General features: G+C 55.4%; 22 protein-coding genes. 9 read left to right on the top strand and 13 right to left on the bottom strand.

From position 1 onward, the window contains the following. Positions 1–22: 22 nt before the first annotated feature. Together K0H63_RS19200 and K0H63_RS19195 are read right to left on the bottom strand one after the other, a co-directional pair. Positions 23–901, bottom strand: coding sequence for a PfkB family carbohydrate kinase (locus K0H63_RS19200; RefSeq protein ID WP_220066069.1), 879 nt, complete (start codon positions 899–901; stop codon positions 23–25). A gap of 120 nt (positions 902–1,021) precedes the next feature. Continuing rightward, positions 1,022–1,582 (bottom strand): GNAT family N-acetyltransferase, encoded by a 561-nt coding sequence (locus tag K0H63_RS19195; protein ID WP_220066068.1) that lies wholly within the window; start codon positions 1,580–1,582, stop codon positions 1,022–1,024. 288 nt (positions 1,583–1,870) lie between these two features. Between K0H63_RS19195 and K0H63_RS19190 the strand changes: the two genes are divergently transcribed. Then, entirely contained in the window at positions 1,871–2,044 is a 174-nt protein-coding gene (locus tag K0H63_RS19190; RefSeq protein WP_220066067.1) for a hypothetical protein, read from the top strand. Here the strand turns inward: K0H63_RS19190 and K0H63_RS19185 are convergent. After that, positions 2,004–2,426 (bottom strand): GNAT family N-acetyltransferase, encoded by a 423-nt coding sequence (locus K0H63_RS19185; protein WP_220066066.1) that lies wholly within the window; start codon positions 2,424–2,426, stop codon positions 2,004–2,006. The two genes, K0H63_RS19190 and K0H63_RS19185, sit on opposite strands and share 41 nt — an antisense overlap. Beyond that, complete coding sequence (locus K0H63_RS19180; protein ID WP_220066065.1) at positions 2,419–2,784, bottom strand: nuclear transport factor 2 family protein; 366 nt, start codon at positions 2,782–2,784, stop codon at positions 2,419–2,421. Before K0H63_RS19180 ends, K0H63_RS19185 begins: the two co-directional genes overlap by 8 nt. A 326-nt stretch (positions 2,785–3,110) precedes the next feature. Between K0H63_RS19180 and K0H63_RS19175 the strand changes: the two genes are divergently transcribed. Both K0H63_RS19175 and K0H63_RS19170 read left to right on the top strand, forming a co-directional pair. Continuing rightward, on the top strand, positions 3,111–3,356 hold the full coding sequence (locus tag K0H63_RS19175; RefSeq protein WP_220066064.1) for a hypothetical protein: 246 nt from the start codon (positions 3,111–3,113) through the stop codon (positions 3,354–3,356). Positions 3,357–3,491: 135 nt separating this feature from the next. Next, complete coding sequence (locus tag K0H63_RS19170; protein WP_220066063.1) at positions 3,492–3,965, top strand: peroxiredoxin; 474 nt, start codon at positions 3,492–3,494, stop codon at positions 3,963–3,965. A 30-nt stretch (positions 3,966–3,995) separates the two neighbouring features. Here the strand turns inward: K0H63_RS19170 and K0H63_RS19165 are convergent, their stop codons facing one another. The 3 genes from K0H63_RS19165 to ompR form a co-directional block, all read right to left on the bottom strand. Then, entirely contained in the window at positions 3,996–5,939 is a 1,944-nt protein-coding gene (locus K0H63_RS19165) for a methyl-accepting chemotaxis protein (RefSeq protein WP_220066062.1), read from the bottom strand. Between the two features lie 68 nt (positions 5,940–6,007). Next, positions 6,008–7,324 (bottom strand): two-component system sensor histidine kinase EnvZ, encoded by a 1,317-nt coding sequence (envZ, locus tag K0H63_RS19160; protein WP_220066061.1) that lies wholly within the window; start codon positions 7,322–7,324, stop codon positions 6,008–6,010. 15 nt (positions 7,325–7,339) lie between these two features. Beyond that, complete coding sequence (gene ompR, locus K0H63_RS19155; RefSeq protein WP_011761616.1) at positions 7,340–8,065, bottom strand: osmolarity response regulator transcription factor OmpR; 726 nt, start codon at positions 8,063–8,065, stop codon at positions 7,340–7,342. 202 nt (positions 8,066–8,267) lie between these two features. On the opposite strand from ompR, the gene greB reads away from it, so the two are divergent. The 3 genes from greB to K0H63_RS19140 all read left to right on the top strand — a co-directional run bounded on the left by greB (position 8,268) and on the right by K0H63_RS19140 (position 13,329). Next, positions 8,268–8,765, top strand: coding sequence for a transcription elongation factor GreB (greB, locus tag K0H63_RS19150; RefSeq protein WP_011761615.1), 498 nt, complete (start codon positions 8,268–8,270; stop codon positions 8,763–8,765). A gap of 124 nt (positions 8,766–8,889) precedes the next feature. Beyond that, positions 8,890–11,223 carry a Tex family protein gene (locus K0H63_RS19145; RefSeq protein WP_220066060.1) on the top strand — a complete coding sequence of 778 codons (2,334 nt, stop codon included), beginning with the start codon at positions 8,890–8,892 and terminating at the stop codon, positions 11,221–11,223. Between the two features lie 165 nt (positions 11,224–11,388). Then, positions 11,389–13,329, top strand: coding sequence for an LTA synthase family protein (locus tag K0H63_RS19140; RefSeq protein ID WP_220066059.1), 1,941 nt, complete (start codon positions 11,389–11,391; stop codon positions 13,327–13,329). Here K0H63_RS19140 and K0H63_RS19135 read toward each other — a convergent pair whose 3' ends face one another. Together K0H63_RS19135 and bioH are read right to left on the bottom strand one after the other, a co-directional pair. Continuing rightward, complete coding sequence (locus K0H63_RS19135; protein ID WP_220066058.1) at positions 13,330–13,830, bottom strand: hypothetical protein; 501 nt, start codon at positions 13,828–13,830, stop codon at positions 13,330–13,332. A 51-nt stretch (positions 13,831–13,881) separates the two neighbouring features. Continuing rightward, entirely contained in the window at positions 13,882–14,664 is a 783-nt protein-coding gene (bioH, locus tag K0H63_RS19130) for a pimeloyl-ACP methyl ester esterase BioH (RefSeq protein ID WP_220066057.1), read from the bottom strand. Positions 14,665–14,690: 26 nt separating this feature from the next. Here bioH and K0H63_RS19125 point away from each other — a divergent pair, with 26 nt between their 5' ends. Then, entirely contained in the window at positions 14,691–15,443 is a 753-nt protein-coding gene (locus K0H63_RS19125) for a ComFC family protein (protein ID WP_220066056.1), read from the top strand. On the opposite strand, the gene K0H63_RS19120 is transcribed toward K0H63_RS19125, so the two are convergent. Further along, positions 15,440–17,935, bottom strand: a complete 2,496-nt coding sequence (locus K0H63_RS19120) for a M14 family zinc carboxypeptidase (RefSeq protein ID WP_220066055.1) — start codon at positions 17,933–17,935, stop codon at positions 15,440–15,442. The genes K0H63_RS19125 and K0H63_RS19120 overlap by 4 nt on opposite strands. A 220-nt stretch (positions 17,936–18,155) precedes the next feature. Between K0H63_RS19120 and nfuA the strand changes: the two genes are divergently transcribed. After that, positions 18,156–18,734: a Fe-S biogenesis protein NfuA gene (nfuA, locus tag K0H63_RS19115; protein ID WP_011761608.1), complete on the top strand. Its 579-nt coding sequence runs from the start codon at positions 18,156–18,158 to the stop codon at positions 18,732–18,734. Positions 18,735–18,826: 92 nt separating this feature from the next. On the opposite strand, the gene K0H63_RS19110 is transcribed toward nfuA, so the two are convergent. Further along, a complete protein-coding gene (locus K0H63_RS19110) occupies positions 18,827–20,089 on the bottom strand; it encodes an MATE family efflux transporter (RefSeq protein ID WP_258405617.1) in 1,263 nt (420 codons plus the stop codon). Positions 20,090–20,174: 85 nt separating this feature from the next. On the opposite strand from K0H63_RS19110, the gene K0H63_RS19105 reads away from it, so the two are divergent. Further along, positions 20,175–21,224: a polysaccharide deacetylase family protein gene (locus tag K0H63_RS19105; RefSeq protein WP_220066054.1), complete on the top strand. Its 1,050-nt coding sequence runs from the start codon at positions 20,175–20,177 to the stop codon at positions 21,222–21,224. On the opposite strand, the gene K0H63_RS19100 is transcribed toward K0H63_RS19105, so the two are convergent. Further along, a complete protein-coding gene (locus tag K0H63_RS19100; protein WP_220066053.1) occupies positions 21,221–22,240 on the bottom strand; it encodes a protein-glutamate methylesterase/protein-glutamine glutaminase in 1,020 nt (339 codons plus the stop codon). The genes K0H63_RS19105 and K0H63_RS19100 overlap by 4 nt on opposite strands. Further along, positions 22,237–23,058: a CheR family methyltransferase gene (locus K0H63_RS19095; RefSeq protein WP_220066052.1), complete on the bottom strand. Its 822-nt coding sequence runs from the start codon at positions 23,056–23,058 to the stop codon at positions 22,237–22,239. Before K0H63_RS19095 ends, K0H63_RS19100 begins: the two co-directional genes overlap by 4 nt. Positions 23,059–23,081: the final 23 nt, after the last annotated feature.

Below are 23,081 nucleotides of genomic sequence, written 5' to 3'. Positions count from 1 at the left end.
CATGCATCTCACGGGGCTTATACTAGGGCGCCTTGGTTGCAGTTGTATGACATTCTGCCTCTTTTTCCGCCAGATGATCTTTAAGTGCTTCACCGGGGGTAGAGCTTTCACTTTCCACAGCAATCGCTGCCCAAATGGCGGCTTCTTCCATGGCCTGTTTCAGGGTAAGAGCCGACACCAAACCATGAATAAGCCCCGCGGCATACACATCACCCGCCCCCGTGGTATCAACCACATTCGCGGGCCTGGCCGGTACATGCAGGGTTCCGGCTTCGCTGTAGGCACGGGCCCCTTTGGCGCCATCGGTCACGATAAAATGCTGCAGGCTGTCACCGGCAATGCCTTTGGCGTACTGCCACAGGTCGCCAGAGGCTCTGCCGGCGAGATCCGATGCCGAGGTGATGAGGATATGACAGGGACGCTGACGCTCGTCCTTGGCCAGTTGCCCAACCACCAGACAATGTTCCAGCGCCGTTTTGGCCCAGCTGACGGCGCCTTCGGCGGACGAGTTGATATAGAGTACATCCCAGCGCTGCCAACGGGGCGGCGCCGGCAACTCGAAGACGGGTCTCTGGGGTCGTATGATGGTGCGGTCACCATTGGGAGTCATCATCAGCAACATCTCACAGGTATTGCCGGGGCGGCGCGAAATGAGGTGGCAATCGATACCCGCAGTGCTGGTTTCGGCGAGCAGCCAGTCGCCCACCTTATCTCTGCCGACCTGACTGACCAGGGCGACCCTGTGTCCGGCCCATACCAATCCCAGACCGGTATTGGCGCCACCGCCTCCCAGGCGTTGACCGCCATCATGGTAATGAAAGCGCCCGCCGCTGGTCAGGGGTTTGTCCAGCAACAAGATGCGGTCACAATTGAGGTTGGCTACCAGTAAAACATTGGCCATGGCAAGGTTCCGGAAACTGTCTTGCATTGATGGTAACCGTCCTTGGCTGGGCTGCAAAGCGGGGCGTGAATGACTCGGCGGATTGGCGTACCGTTTCCTGATCTGGGTCGCGCTTTGGCCTCAGAGGATGCCAACAGGCCGGGAGCGCCACTCCCGGGCTAGCAGGGCATATTGATACTCTGAGCCCCAGGCCCCTTTAAAGAAGATATTCTCCACCCAGTGGGCTTCTCGCCTGAAGCCCAGGGCTTCCAGTAGTCGCCAGCTGGCCAGGTTCTCTGTATCACAGATTGCCGTCACCCTGTGCCCCGCACTTTGCAGCAGATACCAATCCAGCAGACAGGTGACGGCTTCCTTTGCCAGGCCTTGGCCCTGATGTTGGGGAGCCAGGGTAAAGCCGATTTCCAGCTGGTTCTCGTCGATAAAATGCAGCGCCAGGTCGCCCAGTAGCGCATCGGTGTCTTTGTCGACAATGGCCATCTGAAACCAGGAATCGGCTGTGCCGAATGTACCGCCCAGCTGTGCGTTCAGCAGGGCTTCTGCCTTGCCCATGTCGTAATCTGACCAGCCTTGATAGCGGGCTACCTCTGGCTGTTGGCGGTAGAGGGTGAACGCAGGCAGGTCTTGTTGGGACAGTGGGCGCAGTGCCAGGCGCGTCGTCTTAAGTTGGGGGGCTGTGAGCATGGGATGTCCTTGGCTTTTAACCGGTCGGTATATTGTAATTTTATTAAAATCAATGCGTTGTAGTGTGAAGCCTCTCTCGGCGTAAGCCCCTGCGCCAATTACTGTGCGATATTTGCCACCCGGGTAAGGGGACCGCTGACGTTATTTGGCTAACACATTGTAAGTTATGGCTTTGCTAAGCAGGTGCCTCTCGCTGCCAAAGCGAGCGGATCCACTGAAAGTGGAGATTTTGCTCTAAACTGCAGACTTCAACCTATGCCGAGTGATCACATGGATGTGATGTAGAAAATGGATTTTCTTTTTTTACCGACATTGACCGCAGAGCGCAGGCTGGAGATGTACCTGGCCTGCCTCGAAGAATTTGAACGTTTGGACTACGACGACAAATACGTGGCCGAAATCCGCCATGAAGTTGAGCGTATCAGGGCTGGTATACGTTCGGGCGGTGTATCTCCATCATGATCCCCGGGTTGCCCAGGTCGGTAAAACCAAACTGACGATACAGACCATGGGCATCGCTGGTGGCCAGCATCATACGTCTCAGCCCGGCGAGTTCCGGGTGCGCCATTACGGCCTGCATCAGTACTTTGGAGCCACCTTGTCCGCGGTGGCTTTCCAGCACAAAGACATCGGCCAGATACGCGAAGGTCGCCTTATCGGTGATCATACGCGCAAAGCCGATTTGGTCGTTTCCGCAGAAGAGCCCGAAACAGAGACTGTTTTCAAGGGCGCGGCGTAATGTGGCTTCCGGGATCCCTTTTGCCCAATAGGAATGTTGCAAAAAACCGTGGATGACGGACATGTTCATGTCAGACAGTGCGCTGGTAACCCTGAAATCAGTCATTGCCGGGGATTCCCTGAATTTTGTCTGCGCCAAAGCTCCACAGGGTTTGGATAAGACCGTCTCGAATTTCATACACCACGGCCACTTCAAACGCATCGGGGCCTAACCCTGTGATGTGCTCATGGTCTATCACTTTATTTCCCAGCACCATGCGATTGCTGACTTCGGCATGGAGTGTGGGTACACAAAAGCGTTCTTTTCGATAAAACTCAGCAAATTCGGCCTTACCCTGCAATACAGGCTTGGACGCGGGTGGACGGATAACGGCCACCTTGTCACTGAAAAAGCGTAAAAAGGCGTCCAGGTCATGGGCGTTATAGGCGTCCAGCTGCCCTTGCACCAATTGCTCCGGTGTCATCTTGTTTCCTTTTTTCTGAGTAAATAAGCCGTCGCTACTATGGCGCTATCCCGCTTGCTATGGGCGTTAGTGCTGCTTTAACAACCAACAGGAATAGCATGCCTGAAAAAAAATATAAAAAAATTTTTTGTGCTCTTTAACGTATCTGATTTTGTAACTGGTTGTATAAGAAGCCATTAATATATTGCGCGCAATTTATTTCGCCATATTTTTGACTGGTCAAAAAAACTGCTATTGAAAGTACTGATTTTTTTGAACAAAATTCGCCGTGAATAGAGCTGAATCTATTCCTGAGTAACAGATCGGAATAATTGAAGGATATTGTCATGAAACGGCAGATTTGCTATGCCATTCTCGCGTATGCCGCCTGGCTTACTTATCAGGATATCAACGGCACACTGCAGGACACTAACCTTGAAGGCATGCAGCCTCTGCTTCGCCAGGCTGTTGCCCAGCAGGTGGGTGATGCCAAGAGCTTGTCGGCTTATCGCAGCGAGCCAGAAACGGCAACATGTGTTGACCCCTATGCCTGTAATCAGGCCGGGAACAAGTCTCCTGAACAGGGAGAATAATGACCCTGCAGGTCAACTCAGTAACAAACGGCGCCACAGGGTGCCGTTTGTGTTTTTTGCCCCTGCTTTTTCTCGGTGTTTGTCATGCCTTAAAGGGAGTAGCATGACGAAAACAATCCCTCTCTGGAGCTTATTATGATCACTACAGGTCAATTTCTGCCTGCGGGCCAACTGGCCGAGCTCACCGCCGATGGCATGGTGAACCATGATGTACAAAGCCTGTTTGCCGGCAAAAAAGCCGTAGTATTTGCCGTTCCCGGCGCTTTCACCCCTACCTGCTCTGCGGCTCACCTGCCCGGTTACGTGGTGCTGGCCGACGAGATAAAGGCCAAGGGTGTCGACTTTATCGCCTGCATTTCCGTGAACGATGCCTTTGTAATGAAGGCCTGGGGTGATGCCCAGAATGCCGCTGAGATTAAGATGCTGGCCGACGGCGATGGTCAGTTTACCCAGGCATTGGGCCTGACCATGGACACCGGGGCATTCGGCGGCGTACGTTCACAGCGCTACGCCATGGTGGTAGATAATGGCGTGGTAACCCTGCTGAACGTTGAAGCGCCCAAAGCCTTCGAGGTGAGCAAGGCCGAAGTAGTGTTGGCGGCGCTCTGAGATTGCAGACCCGGCTAAGCCGGGTCTTTATTAAGCCTGTGCTTTGCCACTCAGGGCGTCTTCGATGGCGGAAACCTGAGTGGCAACTTCGGCGGCGATGGCCTGGCTCTCATTGACAGCCTGACTGGATTGGGTCAACAGCGCCGTCATGGCATCGTTAAAGGCTTCCAGGCAGCGCATTTGGGCTCTGGCATTGTTCAGCCCCTCCTCTGCGGTGCCCGCCATCACTCCTGCATGTTCACGCACGGCCTCGGCCGCTTCCCACAGCTGGCTGGCTTTTTGTTGCTGGGTGCCCGTGGCTGAGTCTATGCCATCCACCCTCAGTGCCAATTGATCGCTGGCGCCCTTGAGTTCACCCAGAATATTCTGGATTTCCTTGAGCGAAACCTGCGTGCGCTGAGACAGGCTGCGTACCTCATCGGCCACCACGGCAAAACCGCGTCCCTGTTCTCCGGCTCTGGCAGCCTCGATGGCGGCGTTGAGGGCCAGCAGGTTGGTTTGTTCGGCGATATTTCCAATCACATCTATGATGCCCGCGACCTTACTCACGGAACCATTCAGGCTCAGCAGCGAGCTATTACAGTCCTCAACGGCGCCACGGGTTTCCTTGATGGCGCTCAGCATTTCTTCCGCACCTGCCTGACTTTGCGTCATGCGTTCCACCGTGGTATTGGCGTCGCTGGCCACACGGGTGGAATTGTCGCTGACCTCACTGGCCAGCATTCTTAATTCTTCCGTGCGTTCCCGCGCCTGGGTGACAATCTCACCCGTGGCCTCGGCACTGTTGGCCATGTCGGCGATTTGGCGTCTGAGCTGGTCGAGGGTGGCAGAAATCCCGCTGATCCTGTGTCGCTGGGCCTCGTCTTCCACCTCGAAGCGCTGCAGCAAGCGGTTAAAGTGGCCAGCTATCTGGCCGGTTTCACAGCGGCTGCGGACATCCAGTTGCTGCCGCTGGCCGGTTTCAGTGAGTTGCATAAAGGCCTGATTGAGCCGTTTTAGCGGCTTGACCACCCTTTTTTGTTGTATCACCAGATAGAAGAACGCATAGATAGCCAGCGCCGCTGCCATGGCATAGAGAATAAGCTGCATTTGTTGCTTGAGGTGTTGGCTGCGTAGATGCTGCTCGTCAACCATGGCGAGCAGCAGGCTTTCGGTATCGGCGATGGCAGATCGCAGTGCTGCCTGGGTTTGTTGGTTGTCGGTCAGCAGCTTGTGGGTATTGTCTATTTCACGGCGGTAGCGTCCGCTGAGACTGTCGAGTTCGGCTATCAGGCTTTCGGCCCTGTCCTGTGCCGGTGGAGGTTCTTCGCCGGGCATCAGGGCATCTTCATCTATGGTCTCCAGCAGACCAAGCAAGGGGGCGTTGGTGAGCGCGGCGCGCCATTGTTCGAGGCTGTCCAGACTCGAATCCAGAATGCCCTTCAGGCGAGTATCTTTGTCAATAAGATAGCCGTGGGTTTGCTGAGATAATCCATAAACCAGTGGTGGCAGTTCGGCAGTGAGTGCAAGGAGTTGGCTCGCCTTATCGGGCGAAGTTTCCAGGCCTTCACGGGCATAGGCGGCCAAAAGGCGGTTAAAGTCGAGCAGCTCCGTCTCGGCGTGGGACAACAACTGGCGTGGATTACCGGCCAGTTTGCCGGCTGCGCGGTATTTGCCATCGAGTTCGCTGCCAAAGGTGTCGAGTCGGCTTGCCAGCGATTCGGCCTGGGAGGGCTCCAATACTGTCAGCGATGTGCTCATGTCGGCCAATTGATTGCGGGCGGCCTCCAAACGACTGGCATCGCCACTTGTGAGGTATGATTCCAGTAAGCGCCTGACATCAATTACAAAATGCTGCTGCAGTCGATTGAGTTCGCTGGTTTGAAATTCCAGTTGCTGACGCTGATTGCTGGTCCACAACAGGGTGGCGGCCATCAGGCTTGCCAGTACCAACAGCAGGGCAGATGCGCCCAGAGACAGGGTCGAGATTTTCATCCGGATTCACGTTTAAGGCCGATTTTCATCAGCTTATGACGGTTGGATGACAATTTTATGAAGCTGACTTATTCCAGCGGTAAAAATACCTCTGCTTTCAGACCGCCTTCAACCCGGTTGCTGAGTTTCACCTTGCCCTGATGCCTGTCCACGATTCGCTTGATAATGGCCAGCCCCAGACCTGAGCCCAGACTGCCGCGGGCCATGTCGCCCTGGGTAAAGGGTTGAAAGAGTTTGGGGATTTGATCAACAGGAATGCCGGGGCCGTTGTCTTCCACCGTCAGTACCAAGGCCGACTTTTCCATTCGGGTTGAGATGCGTATCCAGCCCCGACCGTAGCGGAAGGCGTTTTCCACCAGATTACCCAGTACCCGTTTGATGGCGATAACCTGCACCGGGATCGCCTGACAGGAGCCGAGTGCCAGCTCAATTACCCCATCTCGTTTGGACTCGGCCTGGGCATACTCGCTTACCAACTGATTGATATCGGCTTTCTCCCATACTGCTTCCTGATCCTGGCGTATATAGGCGATGAACTGATTGATGATGGCGTTCATATCATCGATGTCGGCGATGATGCCATCTCTGAGGTAGGCATCCTCATCTACCATCATTTCCGAGGCCAGACGAATGCGGGTGAGGGGAGTGCGCAGATCGTGGGAGATACCCGCCATCATCAGTGCCCTGTCCTGCTCCAGCATCCGCATGCTGTGGGCCATCTGGTTAAAGGCGTGGGTCACTTCCACAATTTCGCTGGAGCCGGCAGGGGGAATGGCTTCGGGGTATTCTCCCCGCGACACATTGATGGCCGCCTTCTGCAGTGCCTTGAGGGGCTTGCTCTGGCGGCGGGCAAACAGCCAGCCACCGGCCACACTGAGCGCGCCAATGACCATCAGGTACAGGGTCAGCAGCGACATTTCCAGTTCGTTGAAACTCGACAGGGGTACCCGTATCCAAACACTGGGTGCCTGTGGCGGGCGGATCCAAATTTGCACTGTCTCGCCCTGGGTGATGCGGACTTCCGCATTGCCGCCGAGGTATTCTGACATCTGATTCGACAGCAACCCGTAATAGGTGGCGTTGTCTATTCCGGCTTCCTTGGCCTGCTTTTGGTTGAAAACGTGCATGCTGCCATCGCCGACCTTGGCATTGAGGGCATCCACCAGACTCAGGTATTCGCGGCCAATGACCGCCTCTTCGGTAAACAGAAAATTGATTTGCCTGGCAATGAGCTGGTTGATTTGCTGATAGCTGGGTTTGATGACGTAAAGCGCCACAGACACATAGGAAAACAGCTGATTAATCAACAGTAAACAGCCTATCAGCATCACGGTTTGACTGAAGGCGCTGCGGGGCAGCAAGCGCTGCCACCAGCGAAGTTTCATGATCCGGCTCCGGGCTTAACGACGGGCGCTGCCGTCGGGTACAAACACATACCCCAGGCCCCACACGGTTTGGATATACCTTGGATTGGCGGGATCTTTTTCAATCAGGCGTCGAAGGCGGGACACCTGCACGTCGATGGAGCGCTCCAGTGCCGAATAATCGCGGCCCCGCGCCAGGTTCATCAGCTTATCCCGGGAGAGGGGTTCACGTGGATGTGTCACCAATACCTTGAGCACGGCAAACTCACCGCTGGTGAGCGCAATGGACTCGTCACCGCGATACATTTCGCGGGTCGCCAGATTGAGATGAAACTCACCAAAACCCACTTCTTCTTCCTGCTGCGCCGGTGCACCGGGGATTTCCTGGGTCTGACGGCGCATCACGGCTTTGATGCGGGCCAGCAGTTCCCGTGGATTAAAGGGTTTGGGCAGGTAATCGTCGGCTCCCAGCTCAAGGCCGATAATGCGGTCGACTTCATCGCCTTTGGCGGTAAGCATGATGATGGGCAGGGGGCTGCCGGTCTGACGCAGACGCCGGCAAATAGACAGGCCATCCTCACCGGGCAGCATCAAATCCAATACCAGCAAATGAAAATTCTCGCGCTCCAGCAGCCGGTCCATTTGCTCGGCATTGGCAGCTGCCCTGACCTGAAATCCCTGCTCCACCAGATAGCGCTCCAGCAGGGCTCTGAGTCTCATATCATCATCAACGACCAGAATCTTGGAGGTTTCCTGTCCCATGTATCCTTCCCCTCAAATTGGCACGCAAGTTTTCGGAATCTTAACCGAAAAAGTGACCGAATATCCTAAATTTAGCCACTTTGTACGCAAAAAGCACCCGGGACTTTGTAACATTCAATAATCATCTGAACACCACAGGGCTTGAAAGCCAGTCAAGGTTCTGGAACCCTGTCTCAAGATTTGTTGGCCATGCAAGATATCCATGACAGAAAAAGCCCATCTCATTACCCGCAAGGGCTGGGAAGCTCTGGACAAAGAGCTCAAGTACCTGTGGAAGGAATACCGTCCCGAAATCACCCTCAAGGTGCAGGAAGCGGCAGCCCAGGGCGATCGCTCCGAGAACGCCGATTACACCTACAACAAGCGCCTGCTCAGGCAAATAGACAGCCGGGTGCGCTATCTCATCAAACGTCTTGAAGTACTTAAAATCGTTGACTATTCGCCCCAACAGGAAGGCAAGGTCTTCTTTGGCGCCTGGGTGGAGCTGGAAAATGATGAAGGGGCTGTGGTGCGCTACCGCATTGTTGGCAAGGATGAAATAGACACCAAAAAGGGCTATATCACCATAGATTCGCCCATGGCCAGAGCCCTCATCGGCAAACAGGTGGACGATGAAGTGGTGGTACAAACCCCTTCAGGGCGAAAAGAATGGTTTATCAACGAGATTCGCTATCAACCCTTTGATGGAATGGAAGCTTAGGTCGCAGGCAAAACGCGGCATGGCAGGCCACCCGGCATGAAACTGCGGGGTGGCCGTGATACTCTTGGGCCACAGCCGATCCTTTCATGTGTTTATTGACACTTAAGACGTACGAGTAAAACAGATGACATCGAATATTGCGCGGATCATTGCCGATGAACTGAATGTCCGTGAGGCGCAGGTCACTGCAACCATCACCCTGCTGGATGATGGTGCCACGGTTCCCTTCGTGGCCCGCTATCGTAAAGAAGTGACAGGGGGGCTGGATGACACCCAACTGCGTACTCTGCACAGCCGTCTTGGTTATTTGCGTGAGCTGAATGACCGCAGGGACGTGATCCTCTCCTCCATCGACGCTCAGGGCAAACTGAGCCCCGAACTCAAGGCCGCTATTCTGGGGGCTGACAGCAAGACCCGCCTTGAAGATCTCTATTTACCTTATAAGCCCAAGCGCCGCACCAAGGGGCAGATTGCCATCGAAGCCGGAATCGAGCCGCTGGCGAACCTCTTGCTGCAACAGCGGCCTGCAAATCCCGAGGCTGAAGCCGCTGCCTTTATCAATACCGAAGCTGGTTTTGCTGACAGCCGCGCCGTGCTCGACGGTGCGCGCTACATTCTGATGGAACGTTTTGCCGAAGATGCCGAGCTTATTCGCAAGGTGCGTGAACACCTGTCGGGGGTGGCAGTGCTGCAAAGCAAGGTGATTGAAGGCAAAGAAAAAGAAGGGGCCAAGTTCAGGGATTACTTTGAACACAGCGAGCTGCTGGCCAAAGTCCCCTCCCACAGGGCGCTGGCCATGTTGCGTGGTCGCAATGAGGGCATTCTCAGCCTGAGCATGATTGCCGACCCGGACTCAGAGCCCGGCAGTGGCAGTTATTGTGAGGTTATCATTGCCAACCATTTGGGGTTGACCCTTGGCGACAGCGAGGCCGATAAGTGGCTCAAGACAGTGGTTACCGGCACCTGGCGTATCAAGGTGGCGCTGCAGATGGAAACCGAGTTTATTTCCCGCTTGCGTGAACAGGCCGAAGACGATGCCATCAAGGTATTTGCCCGTAACCTGCACGATCTGCTGATGGCGGCGCCGGCCGGTTCCAAGGCGACCATGGGGCTGGACCCGGGGCTGAGAACCGGCGTGAAGGTGGCTGTGGTGAACGACACCGGCAAGCTGGTGGCTCACACCACTATTTTCCCTCACGAGCCACAAAATCAATGGGATAAGTCGCTGCGAACCCTGGCTAACCTGGTGAGCATGCACAAGGTGGAGCTGATTGCCGTGGGCAATGGCACTGCCTCCCGTGAAACCGATAAGTTGGCGGCCGAACTGATTGCGGCGGTCAAAGAACATCACCCAACGCTGACCAAGGTCATGGTTAGCGAGGCGGGTGCGTCCGTTTACTCAGCGTCTGAGCTTGCGGCCAATGAATTCCCGGATTTGGACGTGTCCATCCGCGGCGCCGTGTCCATCGCCCGTCGTTTGCAGGACCCGCTGGCTGAGTTGGTCAAGATTGAGCCCAAGTCCATCGGCGTGGGCCAGTATCAACACGATGTGAGCCAGAGCCAACTGTCCCAGTCGCTGGAAGCCGTGGTTGAAGACTGCGTAAACAGTGTGGGTGTGGACGTTAACATGGCGTCTGTTCCCCTGCTCAGCCAGGTGTCTGGCCTGAACAAGACACTGGCCAAAAATCTGGTGGATTACCGCGACGAGCACGGCCAGTTCAAGACCCGTAAAGAATTACTCAAGGTGCCACGACTCGGGCCCAAAGCCTTTGAGCAGGCCGCCGGCTTTTTGCGTATCCGCGAGGGTGATAACCCCCTCGATGCGTCGGCAGTGCACCCCGAAGCCTATTCGTTGGTGGAGACTATTGCCCAAACCCGTGAAGTGCCGCTCACTAACCTCATCGGCAATACCGAGCTTATCCGTACCCTGAAGGCCGGTGATTTTGTTACAGACGCATTTGGTTTACCCACGGTGACAGATATCCTCAAGGAATTGGACAAACCCGGCCGAGACCCCCGTGGCGAGTTCAAAACGGCGCACTTTAAAGAGGGCGTGACCGAAATCCGTGACCTCAAGCCGGAGATGATCCTCGAAGGCGTGGTGACCAACGTGACCAATTTCGGTGCCTTTGTGGATGTGGGCGTGCATCAGGACGGTCTGGTGCACATCTCTTCCCTGTCGGACAAGTTTGTCAGTGACCCCCATACCGTGGTGAAAGCCGGAGATGTGGTGAAGGTGAAAGTGATGGAGGTGGACGTTGAGCGCAAGCGTATCGGCTTGTCGATGCGGCTCGATGAAAAACCTCAGCCAGCACAGGCCGCTAAGGGCAAGGCGCCTGCCGCCAGAGCTCCCCAAACCAAGGGTGGCAAGCCCCAGTCCAAACCCCAGAAGCCTCAGGCTATCAATGCGGCCATGGGCAATGCGTTTGCAGATGCCTTTGCCAAAATGAAGAAATAAGCATTAGCTTCAATCCATTGAAAACGCGGCTCTGGCCGCGTTTTTTGCTTTTTCGGATCAAATCGAAAAATTGTGTGAATCTTTCATGAACTTTTGTTGTCGTTCTGTATCATACAACCCGCGTATGACACACCGCCATCAAGAGCGGGATTTTGGAGTAACACAATGAGAAGCACAAAACCGCCACAAAGCATTTGGCGGATGATAGCCATTTTTGGCCTGGTGGCCATGGTTGCCCTGACGGCAAGCCGTATTGGACTTGGTCTGTGGCAGAGTGAAAGAGTGGCAGCAGCTGAGGGATGGACCCATATGCTGTTGCAAGGCGCACGAGTCGACATTGCCACCCTGTGCTGGCTGTGGGGCATTGCCGCCCTGGGCACAGTGATTTTTTCAGGTAATCACGCCTTAGGCCGTGTGTGGCTGGTGCTGCTCAGAGGCTGGCTGGTGCTTGGCCTGTGGCTGATGCTGTTTCTTGAATTATCAACGCCTTCTTTCATCGAGGAATACGGCATTCGCCCCAATCGCCTCTATGTGGAATACCTGATTTATCCCAAAGAAGTTCTGTCCATGCTCTGGAGTGGCAGGCCAATGGAGTTGGTGTTTGGTCTGCTGGCATCCTCTGGGATCCTCTGGGGGGGATGGCGTTTATCCGGGCGTCTTTCCACCCATCTGGTTTATCCGCGCTGGTACTGGCGACCCGTGTTTGCACTCTTGGTAATTGTCGTGACCCTGATGGGGGCGCGCTCTACCCTGGGGCACAGGCCGCTGAATCCGGCCATGGTGGCCTTCTGTGACGATCCTCTGGTGAATTCGCTTACGGTGAATTCGGCCTATTCACTGGTGTTTGCCATTACTCAGATGGGCCAGGAAGAAAATGCCGCCAAGATGTATGGTCAATTGACGGACGAAGAAATCATTGCTGCTGTGCGCGAGGACAGTGGCAGATCTGCCGAGCGTTTTGTTTCAGACCTATTGCCCAGCCTGTCGGATAACCCGGCGTCCTATCAGGGCAAGCCCCGCAATCTGGTGATTATTCTGCAGGAAAGCCTGGGTGCCCGGTTTGTCGGCAGCCTCGGTGGTTTGCCATTGACGCCCAATCTCGATGCCCTGTCTCAGGAAGGCTGGTACTTCGATAACCTCTTCGCCACAGGTACCCGCTCGGTACGCGGTATCGAGGCCGTGACCACGGGCTTTACCCCGACGCCCGCCAGAGCCGTAGTTAAACTGGGCAAGAGTCAACAGGGCTTTTTCACCATTGCGGATTTCTTACGCCGCCAGGGGTACGACACCTCGTTTATCTATGGCGGTGAAAGCCATTTTGACAATATGCGCAGCTTCTTCCTGGGCAATGGCTTTGGCCGTATTGTTGACCAGGATGACTACCAGAATCCGGCCTTCGTGGGCAGTTGGGGTGTATCCGATGAAGACCTGATGCGCCGCGCCGACAGCGAGTTCAAACGCCTGCATCAGCAGGGCACGCCCTTCTTCAGTCTGGTGTTCAGCTCAAGTAACCACGATCCCTTCGAGTTTCCCGATGATCGCATCGAACTCTATGAGCAGCCCAAGCAAACCCGTAATAACGCCGCCAAGTATGCCGACTTCGCCATCGGTGAGTTCTTCAAGCTCGCCAAAAATGCCGACTACTGGAAGGACACGGTATTTATGGTGGTGGCGGATCACGACAGTCGTGTTGGCGGTGCCAATCTGGTGCCGGTAAATCGCTTTCGTATTCCCGGTCTTATCATTGCAGACGGCGTGGCGCCCAAGCGCGACCCGCGGGTGGTAAGCCAAATCGATTTGGCCCCGACCCTGTTATCGCTTATCGGCGTTTCTGGCCGCTACCCCATGCTGGGGAAAGATCTGACCCGCATGCCAGAAGATTGGCCGGGGCGGGCGCTGATGCAGTACGACAAAAACTTTGCCTATATGCGCGGTCAGGATTTGGTGATCCTGCAACCGGAGCGCGACCCAGAAGGTTTTACCTATCAACCGGAAGATGGCAGCTTGCTGCCCAGTCAACAGCCCAAGAGTATGCAAAAAACCGCCTTGGCCTGGGCTTTGTGGGGAAGTCTTGCCTATCAGAAAGGATTATTCAGGCAGGAGTGATCACACCCAGGAGGAGAGGGTACTTTCCGCCCTGGGCTCGCTGGTGTGATGATAAAAGCTGTCTACATGGGATGCGATGGCACGATAAAAGCTGTCGGGGTGCCCGGCTTCCGGAGAAGCCGTTTTGCTCCCCAGCGGGTGCCTCGGTTCCTGTGGCTGGTTTTTTACTCTAAGGTCACTGCGGCTGAGGGCGCCTGCGGTTTTGGCGGGGCGTTTCAGCGGCCGGGGTAACGCCTGCTGTGATTGCTGCTCGGCGTCTTTATGCTGTTGCTGCTGATGTTGTTGCTGTTTCTCTTCTACCCGCTTTTGCAGCCTGGCCTGAACCTGGGGCTCGTCGGCAGTGCGTTCATTTTGCGGATTAAAGGCTCTCTCTTCGTGCCCCTTGGTCAACTGAGGTGGCGGCACTATGGGTGGGCGCTGCTGGTTTTCTACCCGCGCGCTGTCCGTCGCAACATTGCTCGTTGCTAAGGGCACTTGAGGGTAGTTGGTTACAACCAGCATGGCTCACTCCAAAAACAGGATGATTAAATAATAACCTCTCGTTTGAGCAGATTAAAGCCGGGAGAGCCAGTCTTTCACCCCGGTCACAAATTCGGATGGGTGAGAAAAGAACGGGGCATGGGACGCTTTGGCGAGCATCAGGTCCTCGCAGGCTCCGGCGGGGCTTGGCATGGCCGGCATGACCCGCTTGGGCACCAGCCCGTCGAGGCGTCCCCACACTCTCAACCAGGGTTGGCTCAGGGTTGCCAGCTCGGGGCGTAAATCCACGTCTTTTAACATGTTCAGCCCTTGATCCAACGCCACTTGCTGGGGCAGGGGGCGTGACAGCACCAGATCCCGCAGGCGCTTGATGTCTTCCCTTGCCGTTTCGCTGCCCATGGCCTGGATAGCGAGAAAGCGTTCTATGGTTTTGGGCAGATCTTTGCCAAGCTCTGCGCCGAATTGCGACAACACCTGGGGTGGAATGCCGGGCCAGCTTTCTTCCTCCCGCGCCATAAAACAGGGGGATGAGGCTATGGTCATCAGCGCCTCTACTCTTTGGGGATAACGCAGCGCGGCTCTGGTTGCCACAAGACCACCGAGGGACCAACCCGCAAGCACCATCTGCTCGGGCAGGGCCAGCATCAGGGTATCGACCCAGTCATCCAGAGTATCGCCAGACACAGTGCTATGGCCGAATCCCGGCAGGTCAGGGCAGTGCAGCCTATACTCGGGGAAGGCACCCATCAGGGGCGTAAACACCGCCGCGTTCATGCCCCAGCCGTGGAGAATGACCAGGTTTTTACCCGTGCCATGGGTGTCGATATGGATATGTGCCTGTGAACCTTGTGTCACTTGTGCCTCTAGTCAGGGATGATGCCATGGATGAAGTATCCGTGTGGCGCCGAGCATGGACGTATGTCGTTACCACCTTGGCCCAGAGTTTACCCAACCGCTGCCTGCTGTGCCACCAAACGGTCATTGACGGAACCGGTGTATGCAGCCTGTGCCTGCAACGCTGTCTGTATTGCGGCCCCGTGTGCCTGGGTTGTGGTCGCAGCCTGGTTAATGACGGCGCCTTTTGTGGTGCCTGCCGGGTGTTGGACGCGCTGCCCGTTATCGCGCCCTGCAGTTACCATCAGGGTCTGGGAGCCAGTATTGCTGCCATTAAATATCAGGGGCAATTTGCAGCGCTGGATGTATTGTGCCGTGCCCTGATGGCCAGAGTGACTCAACTGAAAGAGGAGGGCGAAATCCCCCCGGTCTCTTTACTCCTGCCAGTTCCCCTTCACCCCAAACGCCTTAAAACCCGTGGCTTTAATCAGGCCTATGAAATTGCTCTCTCGCTTTCAAAGCTCAGTGGGATTCCCCTGTGCGATGACCTGTTACAGCGACGGCGTGATACCCAGCCTCAGGCTGGTCTTACCGGTAAGGCACGGCGCAAGAATTTATTGGGCGCCTTTGAACTCACCGGCAACTGCCATCAGGGTTCAGTGGCCTTGGTGGACGATGTAGTCACCACCGGCAGCACGGCCAATGAAATCGCCGCCATGTTGCAACATCAGGGCGTCAGGGTTCAGGTGTGGTGTCTTGCCCGGGCGGAAGCCCCCGGGCTGCTGGACACGTTCGGTTAGCGGCTCATGGCTGCCGGTAACAGGTAGAGCGCATTGGCGTAGATTTTTTCGGTACCGAGCCAGATGTTGCGAAACAGCAGGTTATCTGTTGTTCCCACCACAACACCCTTACCCCTGGGTTCTGCCAGGAGGGTATTGCTCAGGCCGAATGCCCTTTGGTATTCGCCAGAGAGGTAGCCTGAGATCAGCGGGTTTTGTGGATAGCGTGCGGCGATAACGAAGGGCTCGCTGGTGTCGGATAACCCCAGAACTTCATTTTTCATCACGGCTACAGTGGCAGAGGGAATACCGAACGCCAGTGGATGAGCCGGATCCAGTTGCCAGTTGAGTATGGCACCACCAATGGCCTGGCGGGCGCGCAGGGCCTCTTTGTCATCAAAACCAAGCCCAGCCGTGGAAAACTGCTGCTTGTAGAACCCTTCCTCCAAAACCGTGTTTCTGAGCAGGTTGTGCTTATTGAGCCAAATGAGCGCCCGCTTCTGAGCCACAATGACGCCGCCCTGCTCGGCAAACTCACTGAGCTTGCGTCCAAGTGCGTCGTCCAGGTGATCATAATTTCCGTCTGCCAGCAGTATATGGCTGTAACGGTTAAGGCTAGTCCGTGCCAGTCTGTCTGAGTCCACCAGGGTTACGCCCTGTTTCAGCTCCAGATCCAAATAACGCCAGATTTCCCCCACCTCGGTGGCATCGGTGCCACGACCGCTGACCAATAAGGCATTCACTGGCTTGAGTGGAACAAAGTCACCACTGCCGAGATCAATGCCTTTGGCGGAAGCGAATGAGGCGACCGGGAACAGGCGGACCTCATATTGCCTGGCAAGGTTAGCAAGATAAGGCAGCAATACGTCCCGCGTCATTTGCTGCTGGGCTGTGCTTATCATCAGGGTGCCGGCGGCAAACGCACGGTCACTGGCAACGGGAGTAAAGGGTTTTACCGAGGCCCTGACGGCTATGCCATCCCGGTGAAGCTGCGCCAACAAAGAGGCTGCGCCGCTCTGTTGCCAGTCGATGAGCAGGGCTACCGTGTCTTCTGGCAGTGCCTGCTGCCCAAACGCTGGCGCACCTGTGCTGAGCTGGTTCCCGGCAGGCCGCATGTTCTCTGCGATGACCAGATTGAAGGCGCTGCCCAGATCCCAGGCGCTGACATCGTAGAAAGTGGGGTCTTCAAATCGGGTACGTCGTTCAAACAGGGCTTCTACCAATACAGATTGAGGTTGTTCGTTGGGAATAAACACACTATCAGCTGCGGCGAATATCTGTTTGCCTTCTTTCATATCCTGCGTCAGGTAGCGGTAAACCACGCCATGGTCACGAAGGAGTTCGGCCAATGTGAGCAGTCGCTGTCTGTCTCCCTGGGTCGAGATCAGCCGCCCCTGTTTTCCCACCCGGCCTTTGCCAGCGTAAAAATCGTGCTGAAAGTCGATGAGTTCCTGACGGAGTTGGTTAGCACCTTTGAGGGCCGCCACTGAAGTCGTGAACTGATTATCGATGGCCTCAGCCAGGCTGATGCCACCGTATTGCGAGTCCTGCACCTGACCACGGGCGCTGGCCTGCTCGAACAGTACCCCCACAGCGCCGTTGATGTCCGGATAGGTAGAGCCTTTGCCATAGAAGAAGTCATCGAATCCCTGCCGACTGAAATAGGCCTGCTGCTTGGCATCCAGTGCCTGGCGATAAAAGTTGGCTAACTTCTCAGTCAGTTGCTGGTTTCGTTGTTCTGTCAGTGGGTGAGTACGCTCGGGAACGCCGGGTTGGAAAAAGTAGCTTTGGTTGTGACCCATTTCGTGGAAGTCCCCCACATACTGGGGTTGCCACCTGTGGAGTAACGCGACCCGGCCGCGGCTCTCCGGATGACGTAAAAACAACCAGTCACGGTTGAGGTCGGCGAGAAAATGGTTATAGCGTCCGGCAGGCCAGTTTTGATTGTGCTCCTTGTGGTTTTCATCGGCCACAGGCACGGCTATCCCACGGTAGCTGTTGGACCAGTTGGCAAAACGGTCGAGTCCATCAGGGTTTTGGCTGGGGGTGATAAGCACCACACTCTGGCTGAGCAGCTCGGTAATCCAGCTCTCCTGGCTCATTGCCAAATGTTGCGCCACTGCCAAAGCGGCATGGGCTCCACTGGCTTCATCGCCATGAATTGAATAGGCCAGCCATATCACCAACATTGGCTGCGCTTTGCCCTGTTTGACCTGGGCCCTTTCGGCCAGAATCTCATCGAGCCTGGCCTGATTGGCCGGTGAGGTAATTACCGCTGTCAGTTGCCTGCGCCTTTCATGGCTGTAGCCCGTATCCTCCAGCGAGACTCTGGGATTATCGGCGGCCAGTTTTTCCAGGAAGCCATTCACCTGATCGTGTCTGATGTGCCACTCCCCCAGGGGATAGCCCAGATAGGCCTCCAAAGAGGCAGCGTGTGCAGTGAGGGGCAGCGAGAGGCAGATGCAGTAACAAAGTGCCCGGCCAAGGGAGGCGAAAATCGACAGAAATGACATGTTCTACTCGTTATTATCTTTTTGTATTGCTGAACAAATTAGCAGTTTGTTGATTCATTGACCACCAAGGCTTACCTATTCCGGATGGCGTACAGTGAGATCTAGTCGACAAAATTCCCGGGTGCCATATAAGCCGGGGCTACAATCTGGTTCCTATCCGGAGTATCATAGCCGGTAATTCTTAGTAATTTACTCAGGTTTCCCTGATGGAGCGCTCTACATGATTACCATTTCCGAAGCGGCTCAGGCCCACTTTGTGAAGCTGCTGGCCGATCAACCAGAAGGTACCAACATCCGCGTATTTGTGATTAGCCCAGGTACTGCCCAGGCGGAGTGTGGCGTGTCCTACTGCCCGCCAGATGCCGTGGAAGATGATGATATTGAACTGGAGTTCAACGGTTTCAATGCCATGGTTGATGAGAAAAGCGCTCCTTTCCTGGAAGATGCAAGCATAGATTTGGTGACTGATCAGTTGGGCTCACAGCTCACGCTCAAGGCGCCCAATGCCAAAATGCGCAAGGTGTCGGCTGATGCGTCTCTGGTTGAACGTATCGAATACGTCATTCAGGCTGAAATCAACCCGCAGCTGGCAAGCCACGGCGGTAACATTCTGCTGGTGGAAGTGACCGATGATGGCGTGGCCGTTATCCAGTTCGGTGGTGGTTGTAACGGCTGCTCCATGGTGGATGTCACCCTGAAAGATGGTATCGAGAAGCAACTGCTGGACATGTTCCCGGGAGAGCTGACCGAAGTGCGCGATGCCACTGAGCACCAACACGGCAGTCACTCTTATCAGTGATGCCTGAAAATAAAAAACGCGGCCCGATGGCCGCGTTTTTTATTGGGCTAACGGATAGCCCACATCCAAATTAACCCATTATTGGCCGCGTATCAGGCAACAAAGCCGTGGCGATAGCGCACAAAGTGCCAGCCCAGACTCAGGCTGCGGCACAACATAAAGCCGCCCATGGCGAGCCACAGTGCATGATTCCCCCAATCGGAAAATCCCCACCAGAGTGGAAAAAATACCCCGATGGTTGAGAGCAGCATGCTGTTTCTCATCACTCTTCCCTGGGTGGCACCGATATACACGCCATCGAACAGATAGGAGCCAAACGCCAGTAAGGGCATGGCTATCAGCCAGGGTAGAAAGCTATTGGCGAGCTGCTGAACAGCGGTTATATCGGTCATCACAGTCGTCAGCCACTCACCCCACAGGGCAAATCCACCGCTGAACAGGCAGGCAAAAACCGCCGACCAGGCAAATGCCAGTGCCACAGTACTATCGAGCGCGGCCGGGTCGCGACGCCCTATGGCGGCGCCGGTTTCGGCCTCGGCATAGTAGGCAATCCCATCCAGTGCGTAGGATGTCAGCATTAAAAAGTTAAGCAGTACCGCGTTGGCTGCCACTGTAGTGTCTCCCAGACCGGCGCCTTTGAAAGTCATAAAGGCAAAGGTGGCCTGCAGGCAAAGGCTGCGAAGAAAAATATCCCGGTTCAGTCTGAGCAGTTGGCCGAGATTCGCCAGAATGTCGTGCAGCAGCGGGGATGGGCAGGCAAGCGTTCGCCAGGCCTTGGCGGTAAAAAATGCAGCGATGGAAAAGGCGCAGATATCAGCCATAACGGACGCCAGGGCGGCCCCTTTAACACCCCAGCCAAAGCCAAACACAAACAGGAAATCCAGTGCGATATTGACCAGGTTGGCCAGGATCAGCTGCCACATGGCCACCTTGGGTTGTTGGCGGCCCAGAAGCCAGCCAAGCATGACCAGATTGGCCAGCGCCAGCGGCAGAGACCAGATGCGAATGGCAAAGTAGTCGCGGCAGTATTGCAGTACTTCTGCGCTGGCATCAGACCAGCCCAGCAGCGTATTGAGCAAGACTGGCTGGATCAGCAGTACCAATAGCCCGGCGCCGACCGCCAGTGTCAGCCCTTGCACAAGAATGCGTTTTTGGGCTTCACCATGGTTCCCCCCCCAGGCTTGGGCGGTCAGGCCCGTGGTGGCCATCCGCAGGAAACCCAGCAACCAGACGATTAGCGTGAACACGGTTGACCCCAGTGCAACCGCGCCCAAATAATAGGCCTCACTCTGGTGACCCATGATGGCGGTATCCACCAGACCGAGCAGCGGCACGGTAATATTGGACAGCATCATAGGCAGCGCCAAGGCCCACAGACGTTGATGGGCTGACCAGGTCAATGGGAAAAAATTCACAAGTTTAATCAGAGAGTTCCTCTAAATGCATAAAGTGTTGTTGTTCATATGTGGTTTGTTCTCCAGCCTGGCTCAGGCGGCTGTGGTGTTGCAGTATCACCATGTCTCTGAGACCTCGCCCCGGGTTACCAGTGTGACGCCCGCCGAATTTCGCAGCCATATGGAATTTTTAGCAAAAAATGGCTTTGAGGTTGTGCCTCTGACTGACCTGGTCACCCAGATAAAACGGGGTGAAACGCCGCCTTTGAGAGCGGTCGCCATCAGTTTTGATGATGGTTATCAGAACATTGCTGACAATGCCGTTCCCATCTTAAAGGAATATGGATTTCCCTACACATTGTTTGTCTCTATCGCCCCCATGATGGAGGGACATAAGGGGATGATGAGTGAAGCGACTCTGAAACAGTTGGCAGTCGAAGGCGCCGAGATTGCCAATCACAGTTACGATCACGGCCATCTGGTACGGCACTTGGAAGGGGAGGATGAAGCAGCCTGGCTCTTGCGTATCAAGACTCAACTTTTGCAAACCGAAGCCGCACTGACCCGTATTCGTGGTGAATCGACACAACCCATGTTGGCCTATCCCTTCGGCGAATATAACGCTGCGCTGCAGTCTTTGGTTGAGGAGCTTGGGATGGTGGCATTCGGCCAGCAGTCAGGTGCGCTTGGGCAGTACAGTTCCTTAACCGCCTTACCGAGATTTCCCGTGGGGGGGCGTTATGCGAGCCTGGAGACCCTGAAAGAAAAACTGTACAGCCTGCCCATGCCGGTGGCGACCATATCGCCTGCGGATCCCCTGTTATTGCAGGACTGGCAACCGCGCATGAAAGTGACCCTGGCGGAGGTGGCCGATATCAATAAAGCCGGGATGCGGTGCTTTTTACCCAATCAGGAGGCGGTTTCACCACGCTGGCTGGACGATGTCAGTTTTGAGGTGCAGGCGGACAAACCACTGCCGCCGGGGCGCTCACGTTACAACTGCACCGCACCATCCAAAACACAAAAAGGATTTTACTGGTTTTCCCAGGCCTGGCTCAGACCCAACCAAGATGGCAGCTGGCCAAAAGAGCCCTAATCTGATTTGAGCAAACTGAGCAGCTTGGGGGCAATCTTATCCAGATGGAGCTGCTCACAGACGGCGCCCAGCTCAACGGAGCTGCCCGGCATGCCCCACACCACAGAGCTGTCTTCATCCTGGGCTATGGTGTAGGCCCCCTGTTCCCGCATATGCAGCAGTCCCTGGGCGCCATCACGCCCCATGCCGGTGAGAATTACGCCCACGGCTGCCCTGCCTGCGACTTCCGCCACACTGTTAAACAACACATCCACAGAGGGCTTGTGGCGGTTCACCGGGTCTGTGTCCAAAATGGCGGTACGAAAGTGGGCACCCACCCGACGAATGACCAGATGGGCGTGACCCGGGGCGATATACACGTTGCCGACTTTTAATTGTTCATTACCAATGGCCTCAACCACTTGCATCTGCGAGTTAAGGTCCAGACGCTTGGCAAAGGAAGCACTGAAGGCGGCGGGTATGTGCTGTGCGATAACCACAGGCGGGAAGTTGGCCGGCAACATGGAAATGAGTCGTTGAATGGCTTCTGTGCCGCCGGTGGAGGCACCTATGGCAATTACGCGGTTTTTCAGCTTGCCGGGGCTCTCAGATTCAGGTGGTGGCGCAGACAGTGCCCTTACCCTGCTGACAGCGGCCTGGCGGACTTTTTCCAGCAGTTCATCCTGATAGTCGAGCAGTTTGTTGGTCAGGTCATGTTTGGGCTTACTGATAAAGTCCACGGCCCCAAGCGACAGGGCTTCCAAAGTAACGGCGGCACCCTTTTCTGTGAGTGTTGAAATCATGATGACGGGCATGGGGCGCAGCTTCATCAGGTTGCGCAAAAACGCGATGCCATCCATCCGGGGCATTTCAATATCCAGAGTTATCACATCCGGATTGAGCTCCTTAATCATGTCCCTTGCCTGATAGGGATCTTCGGCACAGCCCACCACATCGATGTCCTCTGCCTGCGCCAGCATATGGCTCAGCAACTGCCTGACCAGGGCAGAGTCATCGACGATGAGTACTCTTATCATTTTCTCTCCCCGTTGAGTCCCGAAATGCTGCCTGTTCTGGGTTTGTATATGGTCTGGCCAATGAGATCAAAGTCATCGGAAATCAGGTGCAGGGTTTCCGAATGGCCAATAAAGAGATACCCATCATCGCTGAGTAGCTGTCTGAATTTCTGAATGATTTTTTTCTTTGTCGGATTATCGAAATAAATGAGTACATTACGGCAAAAAATGGCATCGAAGGGCCCTTGCATAGGCCAGCTTTCCAACAGGTTAAGCTGGCGAAAAAACACCAGATCCCGCACCGAGTCCTTCACTTTGGCCATGCCGCCCTGAGCCGTGAAATACTGTTCTGCCAGTGTTGGAGGCAGATTTTCGAGGGTTTCTGGAGGGTAGATCCCCGCCTCGGCCTTGGTTAATACATTCGTGTCCAAATCGGTCGCCAGAATTTTCAAATCCCACTGAGAGCGTGGAAAAAAGGGCTCCAAGGTCATGGCAAGAGAGTAGGGCTCTTCACCGGTTGAGCAGGCCGACGACCAGACCCGCAGACGACGACTGCGCCTTTGCCGCCATTTGGGTACCAGATGATCCCGCAAATAGTGAAAGTGGTGCTTTTCACGAAAGAAGGCGGTGAGATTAGTGGTCAGGGCGTTGATAAAGTGGCCCATCTCATCGGGCTCCTGTTGCAGGTAGCCACAGTATTCGAAGAAGGAGCGTATCCGAAGGGCGCGCAGGCGACGGCAAAGGCGGGAATACACCATATGGCGCTTCCGCTCAGGTAAGACAATGCCTGTTTGGTTGTAGGCCAGCTCCCGAATGAACTCAAAATCCCTTTGAGTCATCGGAAACTCCCGTTCGGATGTGA

This window comes from Shewanella zhangzhouensis (assembly GCF_019457615.1).
Lineage (GTDB): Bacteria > Pseudomonadota > Gammaproteobacteria > Enterobacterales > Shewanellaceae > Shewanella > Shewanella zhangzhouensis.
The sequence above is the reverse complement of the archived record's forward strand: the minus strand, read 5'-3'. Positions and strand labels throughout refer to the sequence as shown.